Raw genomic sequence first — 15,615 nt, 5'->3', positions numbered from 1 at the left:
GGGTGCCGCCATATGAACGGACTTCCCGCATGACCCCTGATCTCGAATGCGCCGACCTCGTCAAACGGTTCGGTGAAACAACCGCCGTCGACAACGTGTCGTTTTCCGTGCCGCCGGGCAGTTTCTTTTCGATCCTGGGGCCGTCGGGCTGCGGCAAGACGACGATCATGCGGATGATCGCCGGATTTCTCGATCCGACCTCCGGGGATATCCGGATCAAGGGAAAATCGGTTCTGGACACGCCGCCGAACAAGCGGCCCGTGAACATGGTGTTCCAGCACCTGGCCCTGTTCCCGATGATGACCATCGCCGAGAACATTGGCTACGGGCTGCGGCGCCAGAAGATGCCCAAGGACCAGATCGCCCGCAAGGTGGACGAGGCGCTGGAGCGCATCGGCCTGCCGGGGATCGGCGGACGCAAGGTCGATGAGCTTTCGGGCGGTCAGAAACAGCGCGTCGCCATTGCGCGCTGCATGGTGCTGGAACCGGACGTTCTGCTGCTGGACGAACCGCTGGGCGCGCTGGACCTGAAGCTGCGCGAACACATGAAGGTCGAGCTCAAGGCGCTTCAGGCCGCTTTTGACACCACATTTGTCTACATCACCCACGACCAGTCAGAGGCGCTGGTCATGTCCGACCAGATCGCCGTCATGAATGCCGGACGGTTCGAGCAGGTCGGCACCGGGCAGGATTTGTACTATCGCCCCGACACGCCTTTTGTCGCCGGGTTCATCGGGGAATCGAACCGCTGGAAAGGCCGCATCGACCGTGTCGAGGGCGAGGCCCTGCAGATGCGCACCGACAGCGGGCTGGCCATGCGGGCAACAGCCGCGTCCCCACTGGCCGCAGGCGACACGGCAGAAATCTTTGTCCGCCCGGAATCCATCCGCCTGGCCGCCAGCGCCGAGGCGCTTTCCGGTTTCGACAACCAGTTGCAGGGCAAGGTGACAAGCATCCTGTTCAACGGTGCCGCCTCGCGCGTGTTGGTGCAGGACGACGCAGGCGAGACACTGGAAGTCACCCTGCCGCAGTCCGGCGAATTCGCGACGCTGAAACGGGGGGATGCCGTGCACATCGGGTGGGGCGCGGCCCAGGCGACCTGTTTCAAGGGGGCCGCCTGATGCGCGCGCATACCCGGATCGGATTCATCCTGCTGCTGACGCCACTGGTGCTGTGGCTGGGCCTGCTGATCATCATTCCGCATATCGACATGTTTCTCATCTCGATCCGCGAGCGCATCAGCTTTGGCGTCTACGAAACCAGCCTTGCCCAGTACGAGAAAGCCCTGACGGAACCGCTGTACCTGCGCACCTTCTGGCGGACGGCGGTGATGTCGGTCCTGGCCACGGCCATCACGCTGGTGATCGCCTTTCCGGTCTCCTACTACATTGCAAAGATGGCCAAGGGGCGCCTGCAGCAGGTGCTGTTCATGCTGTGCCTCATTCCCTTCTACGTCTCGGAACTCGTGCGCACCTTTGGCTGGATGATCCTGCTGCGGGAAACCGGGCTGGTGTCGAACCTGTTGCAATGGGCGGGTCTGGCCGATCAGCCGGTCGAGATGCTGTATAACGACGCCGCCATGATGGTGGGCCTTGTCTATACCTCGATGCTGTTTATGGTCGTGCCGCTGGTCACGACACTGGAAAGCCTGGACGACAGCGTGATCGAGGCCGGCTATGACCTTGGCGGCAGCGGCCTGTCGGTTCTGCGCGAGATCATCATTCCACATGCCATGCCGGGCATCGTCTCGGGCTGCATCGTCGTCTTCATGCTGTCTCTGGGCAACTACCTGACCCCCACCATGCTGGGCGGCAAGGACAGCCTGTGGTTCACCGAGATGATCTACAACCAGTTCATCGTGCGCTCGAACTGGGAGCTGGGCGCGGCCTTCGGCTTCATGCTGCTGGTGCTGTCGTCGGTGATCGTCTGGGGAATGCTGCGCCTGACCGGCCGCACCCTTCAGGAAACGATGGGATAAGCCGATGATCCCCACCATCCCCCAATCCCGCAGCTTTCGCCTGATCTACGGCAGCTACGTGCTGCTGTTCTTCCTCTACCTCGCTTTGCCGTTGACCGTCGTCGCGGTCTTTGCCTTCAACGATAGCCAGTTTCCCTCGCTCCCCTGGGAAGGGTTCACCTGGAACTGGTTCTTTGGCGACGAGCGTCCGCAGATCGGCGTGTTCCACGAGCGCGGCATCCTGCGCGCCGTGGGAACCTCTGCCTTTGTGGCCATGTGCGTCGCGCTTCTGTCGGTCTGTGTCGGCACCACGAATGCCTTCCTGTTCAACCGGTACGAGTTCCGGGGAAAGGGGCTGCTCTATGTCCTGATGCTGCTGCCTCTGGTCATTCCGGGCATCGTGCTGGGCATCTCCATCCTGGTCTTTTCATCGACCCTGGCGAACGGGATCTGGGACCTGGCGCAGATGGATATTCAGGCGCTGCGGCCCGGTTTGCTGTTGGTGATCCTTGGCCAGTTTTCCTTCATCACCACGATCGCCACGCTGGTGATCACCGCCCGCCTGCAGAAATTCGACCGCACGCTGGAAGAGGCGGCGCTGAACCTGGGCGCCACGCGATTGACCGCGGTGCGCACGATCACCATTCCCTTCCTGATGCCGGCGATGATCGGCGCGGTGGTCGTTGCCTTCCTGATGAGCTTCGAGAACTTCAACACCACGCTGATGCTGGTCGGCTCTGACGCGCCGCTGACCATCGCCATGTTCGACCGTCTGAAAGAGGGGTCAACGCCGCTGCTGAACGCGGTGTCACTGCTCCTGATGCTGGGTTCATCGCTGCTGGCACTGGTGGTGATCCTGTTCCAGCGCCGCTGACCGCGGGCCTGACAGACGCAGCGGCCGCTGTCACGGCCGACAAGATCCGATCCCGGGTCGGGGCTCAGTGGTATGTGCCATCGAGGCCCGCGCACCCCGGAGCAGGCTCATATCTGCGCTGCGGCCCGGACCACCACCTCGTCCAGCCCGTCGCCCCCTTGGGCAACGTGACTGCGCAACTGGTCGCGCATCCGCGGCTCCCAGAAGTCCGATATATGCGCCGCGACCCGCGCGGGGGCATCTTCGTTGGGCTGGGTCTTGAAGAAAGTGGCGATCTGGTTCGCCATGCGGATCATCTTGTCAGGCGACATGCGGTGCCTCGTCTATGATACGGTGCTGATGGGAATAGATGTCGAAACCGCCGCCCCGGGCAAAGGCGGCCAGGGTTATCCCCGCCTCCTGCGCCAGGCGCACGGCGGCGCCAGTGGGGGCGGACACGGCCACAAGGACCGGGATACCCGCCAGCGCGCATTTCTGGACCAGTTCGATCGACAGACGCGATGTCATGACGGCGGCCCCTTGTGTAGCGTCGCCCCCCTCGTGCGCCAGCGCGCCGATGAGCTTGTCCAGCGCGTTGTGCCGGCCCACATCCTCGCGCGCCATGAAGACGCCGCGCCCCGAGGTCATGAAGCCCGCCGCATGGGTGGCGCGGGTCATGTCGTGCAGGCGCTGATGGCGCCGAAGCGCGTCCGTGGCGCGGGCGACCTCGGATACCTCCAGCCGCAGGTCCGAGGTCACCCGAGGCACGCGGCGCAGCGCCTGCTCCAGGCTGTCGATCCCGCACAGCCCGCAGCCCACCGGCCCCGCCATGTAGCGCCGGCGCTCGGACAGCGCGCGGGCGCGACCGTCGTCCAGCAGAAAGCGCGCCTCGATGCCCTGGGCGTGTTCGACGAGTTCGAAATCCTCTACCTGCGACGGGTCGGTGACGATGCCCTCCGTCAGGGCAAAGCCAAGGGCGAAATCCGCCAGGTCGGCGGGACTGGCCATCATGACCGCCTGCGTGGTGCCATTGAAGACCAGTGCCACCGGCACCTCTTCGGGCAGGGTGCGATGGATCGCCAACGTGCCCTCGGACTGGTGCGACCGGCCCGAGGCGCTGACGGTTGCGGCGCGCGCACTCATTCCGCCGCCGGAAGGATACGACGCGACCGTTCGGCCTGTGCGGCGTAATCCTCCTGCCAATCGGTCGGTCCGTTCGACGGCGCGACCTGCACCGCCGTCACCTTGTACTCCGGGCAGTTCGTGGCCCAGTCGGAATAGTCGGTGGTGATGACGTTGGCCTGCGTATCCGGGTGGTGGAAGGTGGTGTAGACCACGCCGGGGCTGACCCGATCCGAGACCTGTGCCCTCAATGTCGTTTCACCCGACCGCGAGGCCAGCCGCACCCAGTCGCCATCTTTGAGGCCGCGGTTCTCGGCATCATGCGGATGGATTTCCAGCACGTCGGCCTCATGCCAGACCACGTTCTCCGTGCGCCGGGTTTGCGCGCCCACGTTGTACTGCGACAGGATGCGCCCGGTGGTCAGCAAGAGCGGGAAACGCGGGCCGGTCTTTTCGTCGGTGGCGACGTATTCGGTGACGATGAACCGCCCCTTGCCGCGCACGAACTCATCGACATGCATCAGCGGCGTACCTTCGGGATGCGCCTCGTTGCAGGGCCATTGCACCGATCCCTGTTCCTCCAGCAGGGCATAGACCACCCCGGCGAAAGAGGGCGTCGTGGCGGCGATTTCCTCCATGATCTGGCTGGGATGGGTATAGGACCAGCCCGCCCCCATCGCATTGGCCAGCAGTTGCGTCACCTCCCAGTCGGCATAGCCGTTCCTGGGTGCCATGACGCGGCGCACCCGGTTGATGCGACGCTCGGCATTGGTGAAGGTGCCGTCCTTTTCCAGGAAGGTCGACCCGGGCAGGAAGACATGGGCGTAGTTCGCGGTCTCGTTCAGGAAGAGGTCATGCACGATGACGCATTCCATCGCCGCAAGGCCCGCGGCAACGTGCTTGGTGTCCGGATCCGATTGCAGGATGTCCTCACCCTGACAATAAAGCCCCTTGAAAGTGCCTTCGACCGCGGCGTCCAGCATGTTCGGGATACGCAGGCCCGGTTCCGGGTCGATCTCGACACCCCAGGCGGTCTCGAAGATGTCGCGCACCTCCGCGCCTTTCACATGGCGATACCCCGGCAGTTCATGCGGGAAGGACCCCATGTCACAGGACCCTTGCACGTTGTTCTGGCCCCGCAGCGGGTTCACGCCCACGCCGGGACGCCCGACATTGCCGGTCAGCATGGCAAGATTGGCGATCCCCATGACGGTGGTCGACCCCTGGCTGTGCTCGGTCACGCCAAGGCCGTAGTAGATCGAACCATTGCCGCCCTTGGCAAAGGTTCGCGCGGCGGCCCGCAGCTCCTGCGCGTTGACGCCGGTCAGCAGGGCGGTCGCCTCGGGCGAGTGACGCGGATCGCTGACGAACTCGGCATAGACCTGGAATTCGTCCCAGTCACAGCGGGTGCGGATGAACGCCTCGTCCATCAGGCCCTCGGTCACGATCACATGCGCCAGCGCGGTGACCACGGCAACATTGGTGCCGGGCTTCAGCGCCAGGTGATGCGCGGCCTCGATATGGGCGGATTTCACCAGGTCGATGCGGCGCGGGTCGATCACAATCAGCTTGGCCCCGGCCCGCAGGCGCTTTTTCAGACGGCTGGCAAAGACCGGGTGGCCATCGGTGGGATTGGCCCCGATGACGATGACCACGTCTGTCTGCTCGACACTGTCGAAATCCTGCGTGCCGGCGGATGTGCCAAAGGTCTGGCCAAGGCCATAGCCGGTGGGCGAATGGCAGACGCGGGCGCAGGTGTCGGTGTTGTTGTTGCCAAAGACCGCCCGGGTCAGTTTCTGCACCAGGTAGGTTTCCTCGTTGGTGCAGCGGCTGGAAGTGATGACACCGATGCTCTTTTTGCCGTGCTTTTCCTGAAGACCGCGCAAGCGGCCCGCGGCAAAGCCCAGGGCCTCGTCCCAGCTGACCTCGCGCCAGGGTTCGTCGATCGAGTCGCGGATCATCGGGTTCAGGATCCGGTCCTTGTGGTTGGCATAGCCATAGGCAAATCGGCCCTTGACGCAGCTGTGCCCCCGGTTCGCCTTGCCGTGCTTGTAAGGCACCATGCGGACCAGTTCATCGCCCTGCATTTCCGCCTTGAAGGAACAGCCGACGCCGCAGTAGGCGCAGGTGGTCACGACCGACCGATCCGGCGTGCCCATCTCGATCACGGATCTTTCCTGCAGGGTCGCGGTGGGGCAAGCCTGCACGCAGGCGCCGCAGGACACGCAATCCGACCCCAGGAAATCGTCATCGGCGCCCCCTGCCGACACACGGCTGTCGAACCCGCGCCCCGAGATCGTCAGCGCAAAGGTACCCTGCACTTCTTCGCAGGCGCGGACGCAGCGGTTGCAGACGATGCACTTGGAGGGGTCGTAGGTGAAATAGGGGTTGCTGTCGTCCTTGGGCAGCCACTCGGGGTTGACCTCGCCAGAGGTGTTGCGGGCCGCGAAATGGTTGGCCAGCCCGCCCTGTTCCGGCGCCTTGTAGCGCACGTCGCGCAGGCCGACGGCCCCCGCCATGTCCTGCAACTCGCAATCGCCGTTGGCCGCACAGGTCAGGCAGTCCAGCGGGTGATCCGAGATATAGAGTTCCATCACGCCCTTGCGGATCTTGCGCACCTTTTGCGACTGCGTGTCCACGATCATGCCCGGCGCCACCGGCGTCGTGCAGGATGCGGGCGTGCCGCGTCGGCCTTCGATTTCCACCGCGCATAGACGGCAGGATCCGAACGCCTCGAGGTTGTCCGAGGCGCAGAGCTTGGGCACCGAAATGCCAATCTCGGCGGCGGCCCGCATGACGCTGGTGCCCTCGGGAACGGTGACTTCGAACCCATCGATGGTCAGGGTAACGGGCGCGCCCTGGCGGGCGGGGGTGCCCATGTCACGGTCGTCGGTCGGCAGGATGAAATCCTTCATTCGGCGGCCTCCTTCTGGCGGGCGAAATCGTCGGGAAAATGAGTGACGGCAGACATGACCGGGAACGGCGTGAAGCCCCCGAGCGCGCAAAGGGACCCGTCCGTCATCGTCTCGCAGAGGTCTGTCAGCAGGGGCAGCGCGGCGGCGTCGCCCTCGGCAATCCGGTCCAGCGTCTCGACACCGCGCACGGCGCCGATCCGGCAGGGCGTGCACTTGCCACAGCTTTCCACGGCGCAGAACTCCATCGCGAAGCGCGCCATGCCCAGCATGTCGGTGCCGTCGTCGAAAACAGTCAGGCCCGCGTGGCCGATCAATCCGCCCGCCTGGTCGAATTCCTCGTAGCCCAGTGGCGTGTCGAATTTCGATACGGGCATATATGCGCCCAAGGGGCCGCCCACCTGCACGGCCTTGACCGGGCGGCCAGAGGCCGTGCCGCCCCCCAGGTCATTGACCACCTCGCCCAAGGATATGCCAAAGGCGGTTTCGAAAAGCCCGCCACGCGCCACGTTGCCCGCGATCTGCAAGGTCACGGTACCGCGTGACCGGCCAAGGCCGAAGTCCGCATAGTGCTGCGCGCCCTTCTCGAAAATCACCGGCACAGTCGCCAGGCTGATGACGTTGTTCACCACCGTCGGACGGCCCAGGAAGCCCTCCAGCGCCGGCAAGGGCGGCTTGGCCCGCACCACGCCGCGCTTGCCTTCAAGCGAATTGAGCAAGGAAGTTTCCTCGCCGCAGACATAGGCGCCCGCCCCCTTGCGGATCTCCATGTCGAAGGCGCGGCCAGACCCCAGAATGTCGTGGCCCAGCACGCCGGCAGCGCGGGCCAGTTCCACCGCACGGGTCATGACGGCGATGGCATCCGGATATTCCGAACGCAGGTAAACATAGCCCTTGGTCGCGCCAACACCCAGCCCGGCGATGGCCATGCCCTCGATCAGGGTAAAGGGGTCGCCCTCCATGATCATGCGATCGGCAAAGGTGCCGCTGTCACCCTCGTCAGCATTGCAGACGATGTATTTCTGCGGCGCTTCCGCGTCATGCACGGTCTGCCACTTGATGCCAGTCGGGAAACCGGCCCCGCCACGGCCGCGCAGGCCGGAGGTTTTTACCTCGTCAACAACCTGCTGGGCCGACAGGTCGAGCGCGATGCGCAGCCCCTTCAGCCCGCCATGTGCCTGGTAGTCGTCCAGCGACAACGGGTCGATCACGCCGACGCGGGCAAAGGTGAGGCGGGTCTGGCGCTTCATCCAGTCCAGTTCTTCGACCGGACCAAGTGCCTTGGCGCTGGTTCCGTCGAGAATGCCCGCCACATCGCCGGGCTCCGCCGGGCCGAACCCGTGACGCACCCCGTCGATCTCGACCTCGACCAGCGGTTCGAGCCAGATCATCCCGCGCGTGCCGGTACGGATGATTTCGGCTTTCGGGTCTGCCGCGCGCAGGGCGGCAACCACATCCTCGGCGCCTAGCGCCTTGGCGGCGCTGTCCATTGGAACGTAGATCTTCATGCGCCCGCCTCCGCCAGCAATCTGTCCAGCCTGTCTGCGTCGATGCGGCCAACAACACGGTCATCCACCATTGCCGCAGGTGCGCAGGCGCAGAGGCCCAGGCAGTAGACCGGCTCGATCGTGACCGCGCCGTTCGGGGTTGTCCCGTGCCAGTCCAGTCCCAGTTTCGAGAGCAGGCCTTCGGCCAGTTCGTTGCCGCCGACGGACTGGCAGGCCTCGGCACGGCAGATCTTCAGCACATGTCGGCCTGCCGGAGCTTCGCGGAAGTCATGGTAGAAGCTGATGACCCCGTGCAACTCGGCCCGGGTGATGTTCAGCGCATCACAGATCTGCGCGTGCGCCTTGGCCGGTATATGACCAAAGCTGTCCTGGATGGCATGCAGCAGCGGCAGCAGCGGTCCTTCGAGGGACTGATGCGCGGCGATGATGAGTTTCAGCTCGGCTGCGTCGTAGTCGGCGCTGGCAGGCATATGGCGATCCTCCTGAATTGGCGCCAACTGGCACGTTCGGAGGGGGGGCCTTCAATAACGCTGTTCCGTCAGTCGATAGAAATTTCCGATCAAACTGGCGGCAGCTTGCGCGCCTCTTTCAATAGCGCATCCAGAACCGGTGTGCGCGGATCCCTGTGAGGCAGGATCAATCCGACCTTGTGATAGCGTCCCGCCCCTTGCAGCGGGACCAGTGAAATATCCTTGCCAGCCGCAAGGAACCGCGCGAGATCTCCGGGCAGAACGGTCACGCATTGCCCTTGGATCACGCTGGCCACCAGAGCGATGACCGAGTTCGTTTCGATGCAAGTGCTGGGCCGGACGCCGTTCTTGGTGAACAGGCGATTGATGATACGCCGGTTCTGCATGTCGGGCGTCAAAAGGGCCAGTTGCACGCCGCTGAGGGCCGACCAGTCGACGCTATCCCGACCGGCGAAATGAGAAGATATCGCGCAGACAAGCATGTAGCTTTCTTCGTACAATTCGGCCGTATCGACACGGCCAAGGGGCTCGTTGTCGAGATAGGAAATCCCGGCGTCCGCCTCGAAATCGTCCAGCAATTGCAGGATCTCGCGCGAGTTGCGGGACAGGATCCGGAACCGGACATTCGGGTGACGGGCCGCGAAGACCGTGCAGAGATGTCCGGCCCAGGACTGGGCGGTGGGGATCACGGCAAGCCGCACTTCACCAGCAAGGCCCGTCCGGCTCATCCGCATTTCGTCCCGCAACTGACGGGCATCGCCGGTGATCCGCTTGGCCCATGTCAGCGCGGTCTGGCCTTCGGGGGTCAGCCCTCCGAATCGCGAGCCTCGATACACCAGCTGGACGCCAAGCTGCTCTTCAAGCTGCTTGATCCCCGCCGACAAGGTGGGTTGCGCGATGTTCATGCGCTCCGCGGCCCGCCCGAAATGGCCTTCACGGGCCAAGGCGATGAACATTTCTAACTTGTCGAGCATGATACCGTTTTCCTATCGTAAACAGCCCTCTCGATCCTGAATTTCGATGAAAAAGTCCAGAGGCGGCGCTCATTCTGCCGGATTGCCGCGCCTTGCCTTGGCGCTTTCGATCAGAACGCGCGCCATCTTTTCGGCGGTGCGGGCCGCCTCGGGCATGTTCCGGACATGCGCCGTGGCAATGGCCCCTTCCTTGAGAAGGGCAAGCTGCTCGGCCAGGCCTTCCGGATCGGGCAAACCCGCATCACGGCAGAGTTCGACGAGGTAGTCGACGATTCGACGCTTGTGCTCCGCCGCCAGACGATGCGCCGGATGGGCTTGGTCCCCGAACTCACCCGCCGCGTTTATGAAGGCACACCCGTAGAAACCCATCCCCTTGAACGCCTTGCCCAAGAACCATGTTTCCAGTGCGGGAAACATCGCCATCAGCCGCTCTTCGGGATCGGTCGACGACTTCTCCATCTCGGCCATGAGCCAGTTGCGAAACCGTTCGTCGCGCAGTTGCAGGGCGGCGAGGATCAATTCGTCCTTCGAGCGGAAGTGCTTGTAGAGGGTCATCTTGGCCACACCTGATTCGCTCAGGATGCGGTCGATGCCGGTCGCGTTGAAGCCGTGGACATAGAAAAGATTCAGGGCAGTTTCGACAAGATCATCACGGCGCGACTTCAAATCGTTCTCTCCAGTTATCAGACAGTTCTGTATATTTATCCTGCTTTTTGAACTCTATTTCAATGTGAAAGCGCTGGAGCCATTTTTCACAGCTTGGTGATAGGGGTTTGACAAATATACAGACCTGTCTGTTTTATGAGTGGCGTTCAAACGCGTTCACTGAAACCACACCAAGAGAGATCCCATGACCCGTATCCCCCTTCCGGCCACCATCGAAGACGCCCCCGCCGCCTCGCGCCCACTGCTCGAGGCGGTCAAGGCCTCGCTTGGTTCGGCACCCAACCTCTTTCGGCTGACGGCCAACAGCCCCGCAGCCCTGGGCGGCTACCTCGAACTGAGCGGCGCCCTGTCCAAGGGAGACCTGCCCGCTGCCACCCGAGAACGCATCGCTTTGGCCGTCGCGCAGGTGAATGGCTGCGACTACTGCTTGTCGGCCCATGCCTTCATCGGCAAGAACATGGCCAAGCTCGACGACGCCGAGATCGTGGCCAACCGCCGGGGCGGTTCGACGGACCCCAAGGCCGATGCCGCCGTCCGCTTTGCCGTGTCGCTGGTCAAGGCGCGCGGCAACGTGATCGAGGCTGAGGTCTCTGCCGTCAAACTCGCCGGCTTCAGCGATGCGCAGATCGTCGAGATCGTCGCCCATGTCGCGCTCAACACGCTGACCAACTACCTCAACGAGGCCTTCGGAACCCCGATCGACTTTCCGGTCGTAAGCTCTGACGCCGCCTGATCCCGCAGGTCCCCCCAGGGCGCCCCGGCACATTCCCTGTCCCTTGTCCCCCGCCGGGGTGCCCACCTTTCCCCGAGGAACCAAAGATGACCCGACCCCCGATCCCCCCATTCAGCAGCGAAACCGCCGCGCAAAAGGTCCGCCTGGCCGAGGATGCATGGAACACGCGCCAGCCCGAAAAGGTGGCGCTGGCCTATACGCCCGACAGCCAATGGCGCAACCGCGCCGAGCGTTTCGAGGGCCGTGACCGCATCGTCGACTTTCTGTCGCGCAAATGGGCGCGCGAACATGACTACCGCCTGATCAAGGAGCTTTGGGCCCATGACGGCAACCGCATCGCCGTGCGCTTTGCCTATGAATACCGCGACGACAGCGGCGCGTGGTTCCGCGCCTACGGCAACGAAAACTGGGAGTTCGCGCCCGATGGCCGAATGCAGCGCCGCGTCGCCTCGATCAACGATCTGCCAATTCGGGAAGATGAGCGCCTGATGCACTGGCCGCAAGGCCCGCGCCCGCAGGATCACCCCGGCCTGACCGACCTGGGGCTATAAGGAGAAAGACCATGGCCAATGCCTATGCCCGGATCGCCTTTACGCCCACCGTGCGTGCGGAACAGCATCAGCACGGCTCGGACGAGATCTACGCGCGCGTCCTCTCCCCCGACCGCAACGATGGTGCCGAACTGACCGAACGCGAAGCCGCCTTCATCAAGGCCCGCGACGGCATGTTCCAGGCCACGGTGTCCGAGACAGGCTGGCCCTATGTCCAGTTTCGCGGCGGCACGCCCGGGTTTCTCAAGGTGATCGACCCGCAGACCGTCGCCTATGCGGATTACAGCGGGAACAAGCAGTACATCAGCACCGGAAACCTGCGCAGGAATGACCGCATCTCGATCCTCGCGGTGGATTTTGCGCGGCGCAAGCGGCTCAAGCTGCTTGGAAATGCCCGGATCACCGAGGATCCGTCGGTGATTGCCCATCTGAATGGTCCGGATGCGCCGCCCGCCGAACGCGCCATCGTTGTCCACGTGGCCGCCTTCGACTGGAATTGCCCGCAGCACATTCCGGTGCGCCGCACCGATGCCGAATACGGCGAGGAAATCCGCCGCTTGCGCGAACGCATCGCCGAACTGGAACAACAGCGCTTTACCAGTCCCTGACCCTGCCCCGACACCGCCCCCGGATCATCCCCGGGGGCGGTTTTCATTTCCCTGCAAAGAATTGGAGCCTGCCATGCCCACCGTCACCGCAGCCTTTGCCCACGCCCTCACCGAGGCCGCCAAACTGACCCTGACCCCGAAGGGGGACATCCTCTCCGGCGGTGTCCAGGTTCACAGGGTGGCCCCTCTCGTGGACGGGCAATTGGACGACCAGAGCTTTTTCGATCTCATCTGCTGGATCGCGCGGCGTCATCCCGACCGCGTCAGCCTGATGGCGGCCTATGCCGATGCAATCCGGATGGATGACCTTGGTGTTCTGGGGCTCGCGCTCAAGACCGCGCCAACCCTGCGCGCCTCGCTGGTGCGGCTGGAACGCTATTTTCGCCTGCTGACGGACACCGCTGTCTACCGGCTGGACACCAGCCTTGCGCCGGCGCGGCTGATGCTCGAAGGAAGGACGCCGGATCACCCGGCCCTCACCCTGCGAAACGAATGCGCGTTTGCCGGGTTTGCCCGCAACGCGCGGGATTTCGTGCGCGACGAGCTACAGCTGGAGTTCGTCACCTTTCGGCACAGCTGTTCCGGCGATCCGGCACGCTACGAGGCACATTTCGGCTGCCCTGTCCTCTTTGGCGCCGACCGCGATTCCATCGCCCTGTCATTACGCTCCCTCGACCTGCCCAACCGTCTCGGAGACGAGGCTCTGTCGGAGTTCATGACGCGGCACCTGGACCAGGAACTGGGCCCCCAAGAAACGGAGCCGCCACTGCGGGCGGACCTGTGCCGCCGCCTGTCCACCGCGCTCAGCACAGGTGTCCCGCGCGCGGCCTGCCTCGCGCGGGATATGGGGATGAGCGAACGGACCTTCTTTCGCCGCCTTTCGGACGAAGGCACCACCTATCGCGACGTGGTCCGCGAGGTTCAGGTCAAACTTGCGCGCGATCTGCTGGAACACAGCGACTGTAGTATTGCCGAGGTCGCATTTCTCACCGGCTTTGCCGAGCAGAGCGCCTTTGGCCGTGCCTTCAAACGCTGGGTTGGGCAGGCCCCGGCGCAGTACCGTAACCGCGCCTGCGACGTGCCGCGCCTACCCCAGGGCGCGGTCATGGCAGGGACTGTCCAAAGGCTGGCAGGCGGGGCCGATACTGTCAGGGCCGGGGCGGTTTAATCTCATTTCATCAACAAGATGAGGCGCCGACCCTCGTAATCGAAATTCGGGGCCAGCGCCCCGGGCAACGCGAACACGAAAGGCCCAAGACATGGAACTGACATCCGCACCGGCCCGCCCGGGTCCCGACGCACAACGCCTTTGCCGCGTAACCGTCATACATGCTCCGCAAGGCTCGCCCAGGATGCGTGGCATCCGCGAGATGACCTCGCTCTTGATCGCGGCCTTGGCCGGCGCCCTGGCCACCGGCGGGCTGGCCACGCTCATCATGATGTCCGCCCCGGCCTATGCCGGCAGCACACCCGAAGGAGGACCGCGACTCCTGGTCCGCCTCCCGCGAACAACCGACGAGGTCGACTGGCGCGCCGAGGGCGCCTTTCCCGAGGACCTGCCCGACCTTGCCCCGCTGCCCGGCCCCCAGGCCCTGACGCCGCCGCCGGTCTGCACCTGCATCCTGCCGCCCGCGGTGGACTGACCCCATTCCCGGGCCGCCCCACCTGGCAGCCCGGTCCCCAAGGACAGCGAAAGATACACGGACCAACGCGGCACACCAAAGGCCGCGACTGGCACCGCCATGCGGCGCCCCCACTTTCGCGGCCCTGGCAGCGCGACCGCGCTGTCCCACCCCGCTCTGACCCAAAGGAGAGAGACCATGAACCACGACGATCACGACATATGCGTATGCAACGTCACGCCCGAACAGGTGGACACGGCACGCCGCCGCCTTTTGGCCGGCGCTGCGGCCACCGGGGCCGCAGCCATTGCCGGCTCTGCCGCTCATGCCGCCACGCCGGAGGCCCGCGCGCTGTATGCGGATCCGGCCGACCCCGGCCTGCCCCAGATCGACATGGACATCACGCCGGGCCGCACCGCGCTGGTGGTGACGGATCCGCAGATCGACTTCCTGTCCGAGGACGGCGTGACCTGGGGCGTCGTGGGCGAAAGTGTGACCGAACAGGGCACCGTCGACAATATCGAACGCCTCTTTGCCGCCGCCAAGGCCGCGGGCATGCCCGTCTTCATCTCGCCCCACTACTACTACCCGCATGACCACAAGTGGCACTTCGAGGGGACGCTGGAAAAGACCATGCACGCCATCGGCATGTTCGACCGTCCCGGGCCGCTGAACCTTGACGGCTTCGACGGCTCGGGCGCCGACTGGATGCCGCAGTACAAGAAATACATCGAGGATGGCGAAACCATCGTCTGTTCGCCGCACAAGGTCTACAGCCCGGCGCAGAACGATCTGAACCTGCAGCTGCGCAAGCGCGGCATCGACAAGGTCATCCTGGCGGGCATGTCGGCCAATCTCTGCACCCAGGCGCACCTCTACGAACTGCTGGAGCTGGGCTACGAGGTTGCCGTGGTTCGGGATGCCACCGCCGGCGCGAAGGTGCCGGAGGGCGACGGATACCTCGCCGCCATCATCAATTTCCGAATGGTTGCCAACGGCGTCTGGTGGACAGACGACGCTGTGACCCGCATCGCTCGCGGCGCGTAAGCGGCGCAGCACTTCTCCTCCCTGAAAACTCCCTGAAGACAAGGACCAAGACCATGACCAAACTGACCTTTGCCGCCGCCGTCTCTGCATCTTTGATCGCGCTGGCCTCGGCCGCCTTTGCCGCCGACGAGTACAATGTCTCGAACGGGCTGACGCTGACCGGCCATCCGCTGGGCATGCACGGCTTTGACCCGGTGTCGATGTTCAAGGCTGACGCGCCGAAAATCGGTGACGCCGAATTCACCTCGGAACACGACGGCGTCGACTACTATTTTGCCAATGCCGAATCCAAGGCCGCCTTCGACGCAGACCCGGCGGCCATGCTGCCCCAGTTCGGCGGGTTCTGCGCCTTTGGCGTCTACGCCGGCAAGAAGCTGGACGGTGACGTGCGTTATGCCGACATCGTCGATGGAAAGCTGTACCTCTTTGTGAACAAGGCCATCTTCGACAAGTACCTGGAAGACCGTGACACCGTGATCTCCGGCGCCTTTGCCAAGTGGCCCGAGATCATGGAAACACCGATCGACGAACTCTGATCGCTGCAGTTCGGCAAACAGGCCGGGTCGCGGGACATCCCGCGGCCCGATCCAGT

At 64.3% G+C, this 15,615-nt stretch carries 17 protein-coding genes; 10 read left to right on the top strand and 7 right to left on the bottom strand.

All coding sequences use genetic code 11. From position 1 onward, the window contains the following. Positions 1-29 precede the first annotated feature (29 nt). From RBB42_RS11095 to RBB42_RS11085, 3 genes are read left to right on the top strand one after another with little or no spacing between them, the layout of a single operon-like run. A complete protein-coding gene (locus RBB42_RS11095) occupies positions 30-1,121 on the top strand; it encodes an ABC transporter ATP-binding protein (protein WP_305967775.1) in 1,092 nt (363 codons plus the stop codon). Continuing rightward, positions 1,121-1,978 (top strand): ABC transporter permease, encoded by an 858-nt coding sequence (locus RBB42_RS11090; protein ID WP_088714327.1) that lies wholly within the window; start codon positions 1,121-1,123, stop codon positions 1,976-1,978. The genes RBB42_RS11095 and RBB42_RS11090 overlap by 1 nt, the downstream gene beginning before the upstream one ends. 4 nt (positions 1,979-1,982) lie before the next feature. Continuing rightward, positions 1,983-2,831, top strand: coding sequence for an ABC transporter permease (locus RBB42_RS11085; protein WP_305967774.1), 849 nt, complete (start codon positions 1,983-1,985; stop codon positions 2,829-2,831). A gap of 107 nt (positions 2,832-2,938) precedes the next feature. Here the strand turns inward: RBB42_RS11085 and RBB42_RS11080 are convergent, their stop codons facing one another. From RBB42_RS11080 to RBB42_RS11050, 7 genes are all read right to left on the bottom strand, one after another. Next, entirely contained in the window at positions 2,939-3,142 is a 204-nt protein-coding gene (locus tag RBB42_RS11080) for a formate dehydrogenase subunit delta (RefSeq protein WP_305967773.1), read from the bottom strand. Continuing rightward, positions 3,132-3,953: a formate dehydrogenase accessory sulfurtransferase FdhD gene (gene fdhD / locus RBB42_RS11075; protein WP_305967772.1), complete on the bottom strand. Its 822-nt coding sequence runs from the start codon at positions 3,951-3,953 to the stop codon at positions 3,132-3,134. Before fdhD ends, RBB42_RS11080 begins: the two co-directional genes overlap by 11 nt. Further along, positions 3,950-6,847 (bottom strand): formate dehydrogenase subunit alpha, encoded by a 2,898-nt coding sequence (gene fdhF / locus RBB42_RS11070; RefSeq protein ID WP_305967771.1) that lies wholly within the window; start codon positions 6,845-6,847, stop codon positions 3,950-3,952. Before fdhF ends, fdhD begins: the two co-directional genes overlap by 4 nt. Then, positions 6,844-8,352 carry a formate dehydrogenase beta subunit gene (locus RBB42_RS11065; protein WP_305967770.1) on the bottom strand — a complete coding sequence of 503 codons (1,509 nt, stop codon included), beginning with the start codon at positions 8,350-8,352 and terminating at the stop codon, positions 6,844-6,846. Before RBB42_RS11065 ends, fdhF begins: the two co-directional genes overlap by 4 nt. Continuing rightward, on the bottom strand, positions 8,349-8,822 hold the full coding sequence (locus RBB42_RS11060; protein WP_305967769.1) for a formate dehydrogenase subunit gamma: 474 nt from the start codon (positions 8,820-8,822) through the stop codon (positions 8,349-8,351). The genes RBB42_RS11065 and RBB42_RS11060 overlap by 4 nt, the downstream gene beginning before the upstream one ends. Positions 8,823-8,911: 89 nt before the next feature. Beyond that, a complete protein-coding gene (locus RBB42_RS11055; RefSeq protein ID WP_306043681.1) occupies positions 8,912-9,796 on the bottom strand; it encodes a LysR family transcriptional regulator in 885 nt (294 codons plus the stop codon). A 69-nt stretch (positions 9,797-9,865) separates the two neighbouring features. Further along, on the bottom strand, positions 9,866-10,462 hold the full coding sequence (locus tag RBB42_RS11050) for a TetR/AcrR family transcriptional regulator (protein WP_305967767.1): 597 nt from the start codon (positions 10,460-10,462) through the stop codon (positions 9,866-9,868). A gap of 184 nt (positions 10,463-10,646) precedes the next feature. On the opposite strand from RBB42_RS11050, the gene RBB42_RS11045 reads away from it, so the two are divergent. The 7 genes from RBB42_RS11045 to RBB42_RS11015 all read left to right on the top strand — a co-directional run bounded on the left by RBB42_RS11045 (position 10,647) and on the right by RBB42_RS11015 (position 15,559). Beyond that, positions 10,647-11,195: a carboxymuconolactone decarboxylase family protein gene (locus RBB42_RS11045; RefSeq protein WP_305967766.1), complete on the top strand. Its 549-nt coding sequence runs from the start codon at positions 10,647-10,649 to the stop codon at positions 11,193-11,195. 86 nt (positions 11,196-11,281) lie between these two features. After that, positions 11,282-11,746, top strand: a complete 465-nt coding sequence (locus tag RBB42_RS11040) for a nuclear transport factor 2 family protein (RefSeq protein WP_306043680.1) — start codon at positions 11,282-11,284, stop codon at positions 11,744-11,746. A gap of 11 nt (positions 11,747-11,757) precedes the next feature. After that, positions 11,758-12,354: a pyridoxamine 5'-phosphate oxidase family protein gene (locus tag RBB42_RS11035; RefSeq protein ID WP_305967764.1), complete on the top strand. Its 597-nt coding sequence runs from the start codon at positions 11,758-11,760 to the stop codon at positions 12,352-12,354. A 73-nt stretch (positions 12,355-12,427) separates the two neighbouring features. Further along, on the top strand, positions 12,428-13,522 hold the full coding sequence (locus RBB42_RS11030) for a helix-turn-helix domain-containing protein (protein WP_305967763.1): 1,095 nt from the start codon (positions 12,428-12,430) through the stop codon (positions 13,520-13,522). Positions 13,523-13,706: 184 nt separating this feature from the next. Next, positions 13,707-13,997 carry a hypothetical protein gene (locus tag RBB42_RS11025; RefSeq protein ID WP_305967762.1) on the top strand — a complete coding sequence of 97 codons (291 nt, stop codon included), beginning with the start codon at positions 13,707-13,709 and terminating at the stop codon, positions 13,995-13,997. A gap of 177 nt (positions 13,998-14,174) precedes the next feature. Continuing rightward, entirely contained in the window at positions 14,175-15,023 is an 849-nt protein-coding gene (locus tag RBB42_RS11020) for a cysteine hydrolase family protein (protein ID WP_305967761.1), read from the top strand. A 53-nt stretch (positions 15,024-15,076) separates the two neighbouring features. Then, complete coding sequence (locus RBB42_RS11015; protein ID WP_305967760.1) at positions 15,077-15,559, top strand: YHS domain-containing (seleno)protein; 483 nt, start codon at positions 15,077-15,079, stop codon at positions 15,557-15,559. Positions 15,560-15,615: the final 56 nt, after the last annotated feature.

This window comes from Mameliella sp. MMSF_3455 (assembly GCF_030733205.1).
Lineage (GTDB): Bacteria > Pseudomonadota > Alphaproteobacteria > Rhodobacterales > Rhodobacteraceae > Antarctobacter.
Note: the sequence above shows the minus strand (reverse complement) of the source record. Positions and strands in the feature narration are given on the sequence as shown.

Coding starts and splice junctions, on each gene's coding strand:
- RBB42_RS11095 (WP_305967775.1), top strand. CDS start 30: ATGACCCCTGATCTCGAATGCGCCGACCTCGTCAAACGGTTCGGTGAA.
- RBB42_RS11090 (WP_088714327.1), top strand. CDS start 1,121: ATGCGCGCGCATACCCGGATCGGATTCATCCTGCTGCTGACGCCACTG.
- RBB42_RS11085 (WP_305967774.1), top strand. CDS start 1,983: ATGATCCCCACCATCCCCCAATCCCGCAGCTTTCGCCTGATCTACGGC.
- RBB42_RS11080 (WP_305967773.1), bottom strand. CDS start 3,142: ATGTCGCCTGACAAGATGATCCGCATGGCGAACCAGATCGCCACTTTC.
- fdhD (WP_305967772.1), bottom strand. CDS start 3,953: ATGAGTGCGCGCGCCGCAACCGTCAGCGCCTCGGGCCGGTCGCACCAG.
- fdhF (WP_305967771.1), bottom strand. CDS start 6,847: ATGAAGGATTTCATCCTGCCGACCGACGACCGTGACATGGGCACCCCC.
- RBB42_RS11065 (WP_305967770.1), bottom strand. CDS start 8,352: ATGAAGATCTACGTTCCAATGGACAGCGCCGCCAAGGCGCTAGGCGCC.
- RBB42_RS11060 (WP_305967769.1), bottom strand. CDS start 8,822: ATGCCTGCCAGCGCCGACTACGACGCAGCCGAGCTGAAACTCATCATC.
- RBB42_RS11055 (WP_306043681.1), bottom strand. CDS start 9,796: ATGCTCGACAAGTTAGAAATGTTCATCGCCTTGGCCCGTGAAGGCCAT.
- RBB42_RS11045 (WP_305967766.1), top strand. CDS start 10,647: ATGACCCGTATCCCCCTTCCGGCCACCATCGAAGACGCCCCCGCCGCC.
- RBB42_RS11040 (WP_306043680.1), top strand. CDS start 11,282: ATGACCCGACCCCCGATCCCCCCATTCAGCAGCGAAACCGCCGCGCAA.
- RBB42_RS11035 (WP_305967764.1), top strand. CDS start 11,758: ATGGCCAATGCCTATGCCCGGATCGCCTTTACGCCCACCGTGCGTGCG.
- RBB42_RS11030 (WP_305967763.1), top strand. CDS start 12,428: ATGCCCACCGTCACCGCAGCCTTTGCCCACGCCCTCACCGAGGCCGCC.
- RBB42_RS11025 (WP_305967762.1), top strand. CDS start 13,707: ATGCGTGGCATCCGCGAGATGACCTCGCTCTTGATCGCGGCCTTGGCC.
- RBB42_RS11020 (WP_305967761.1), top strand. CDS start 14,175: ATGAACCACGACGATCACGACATATGCGTATGCAACGTCACGCCCGAA.
- RBB42_RS11015 (WP_305967760.1), top strand. CDS start 15,077: ATGACCAAACTGACCTTTGCCGCCGCCGTCTCTGCATCTTTGATCGCG.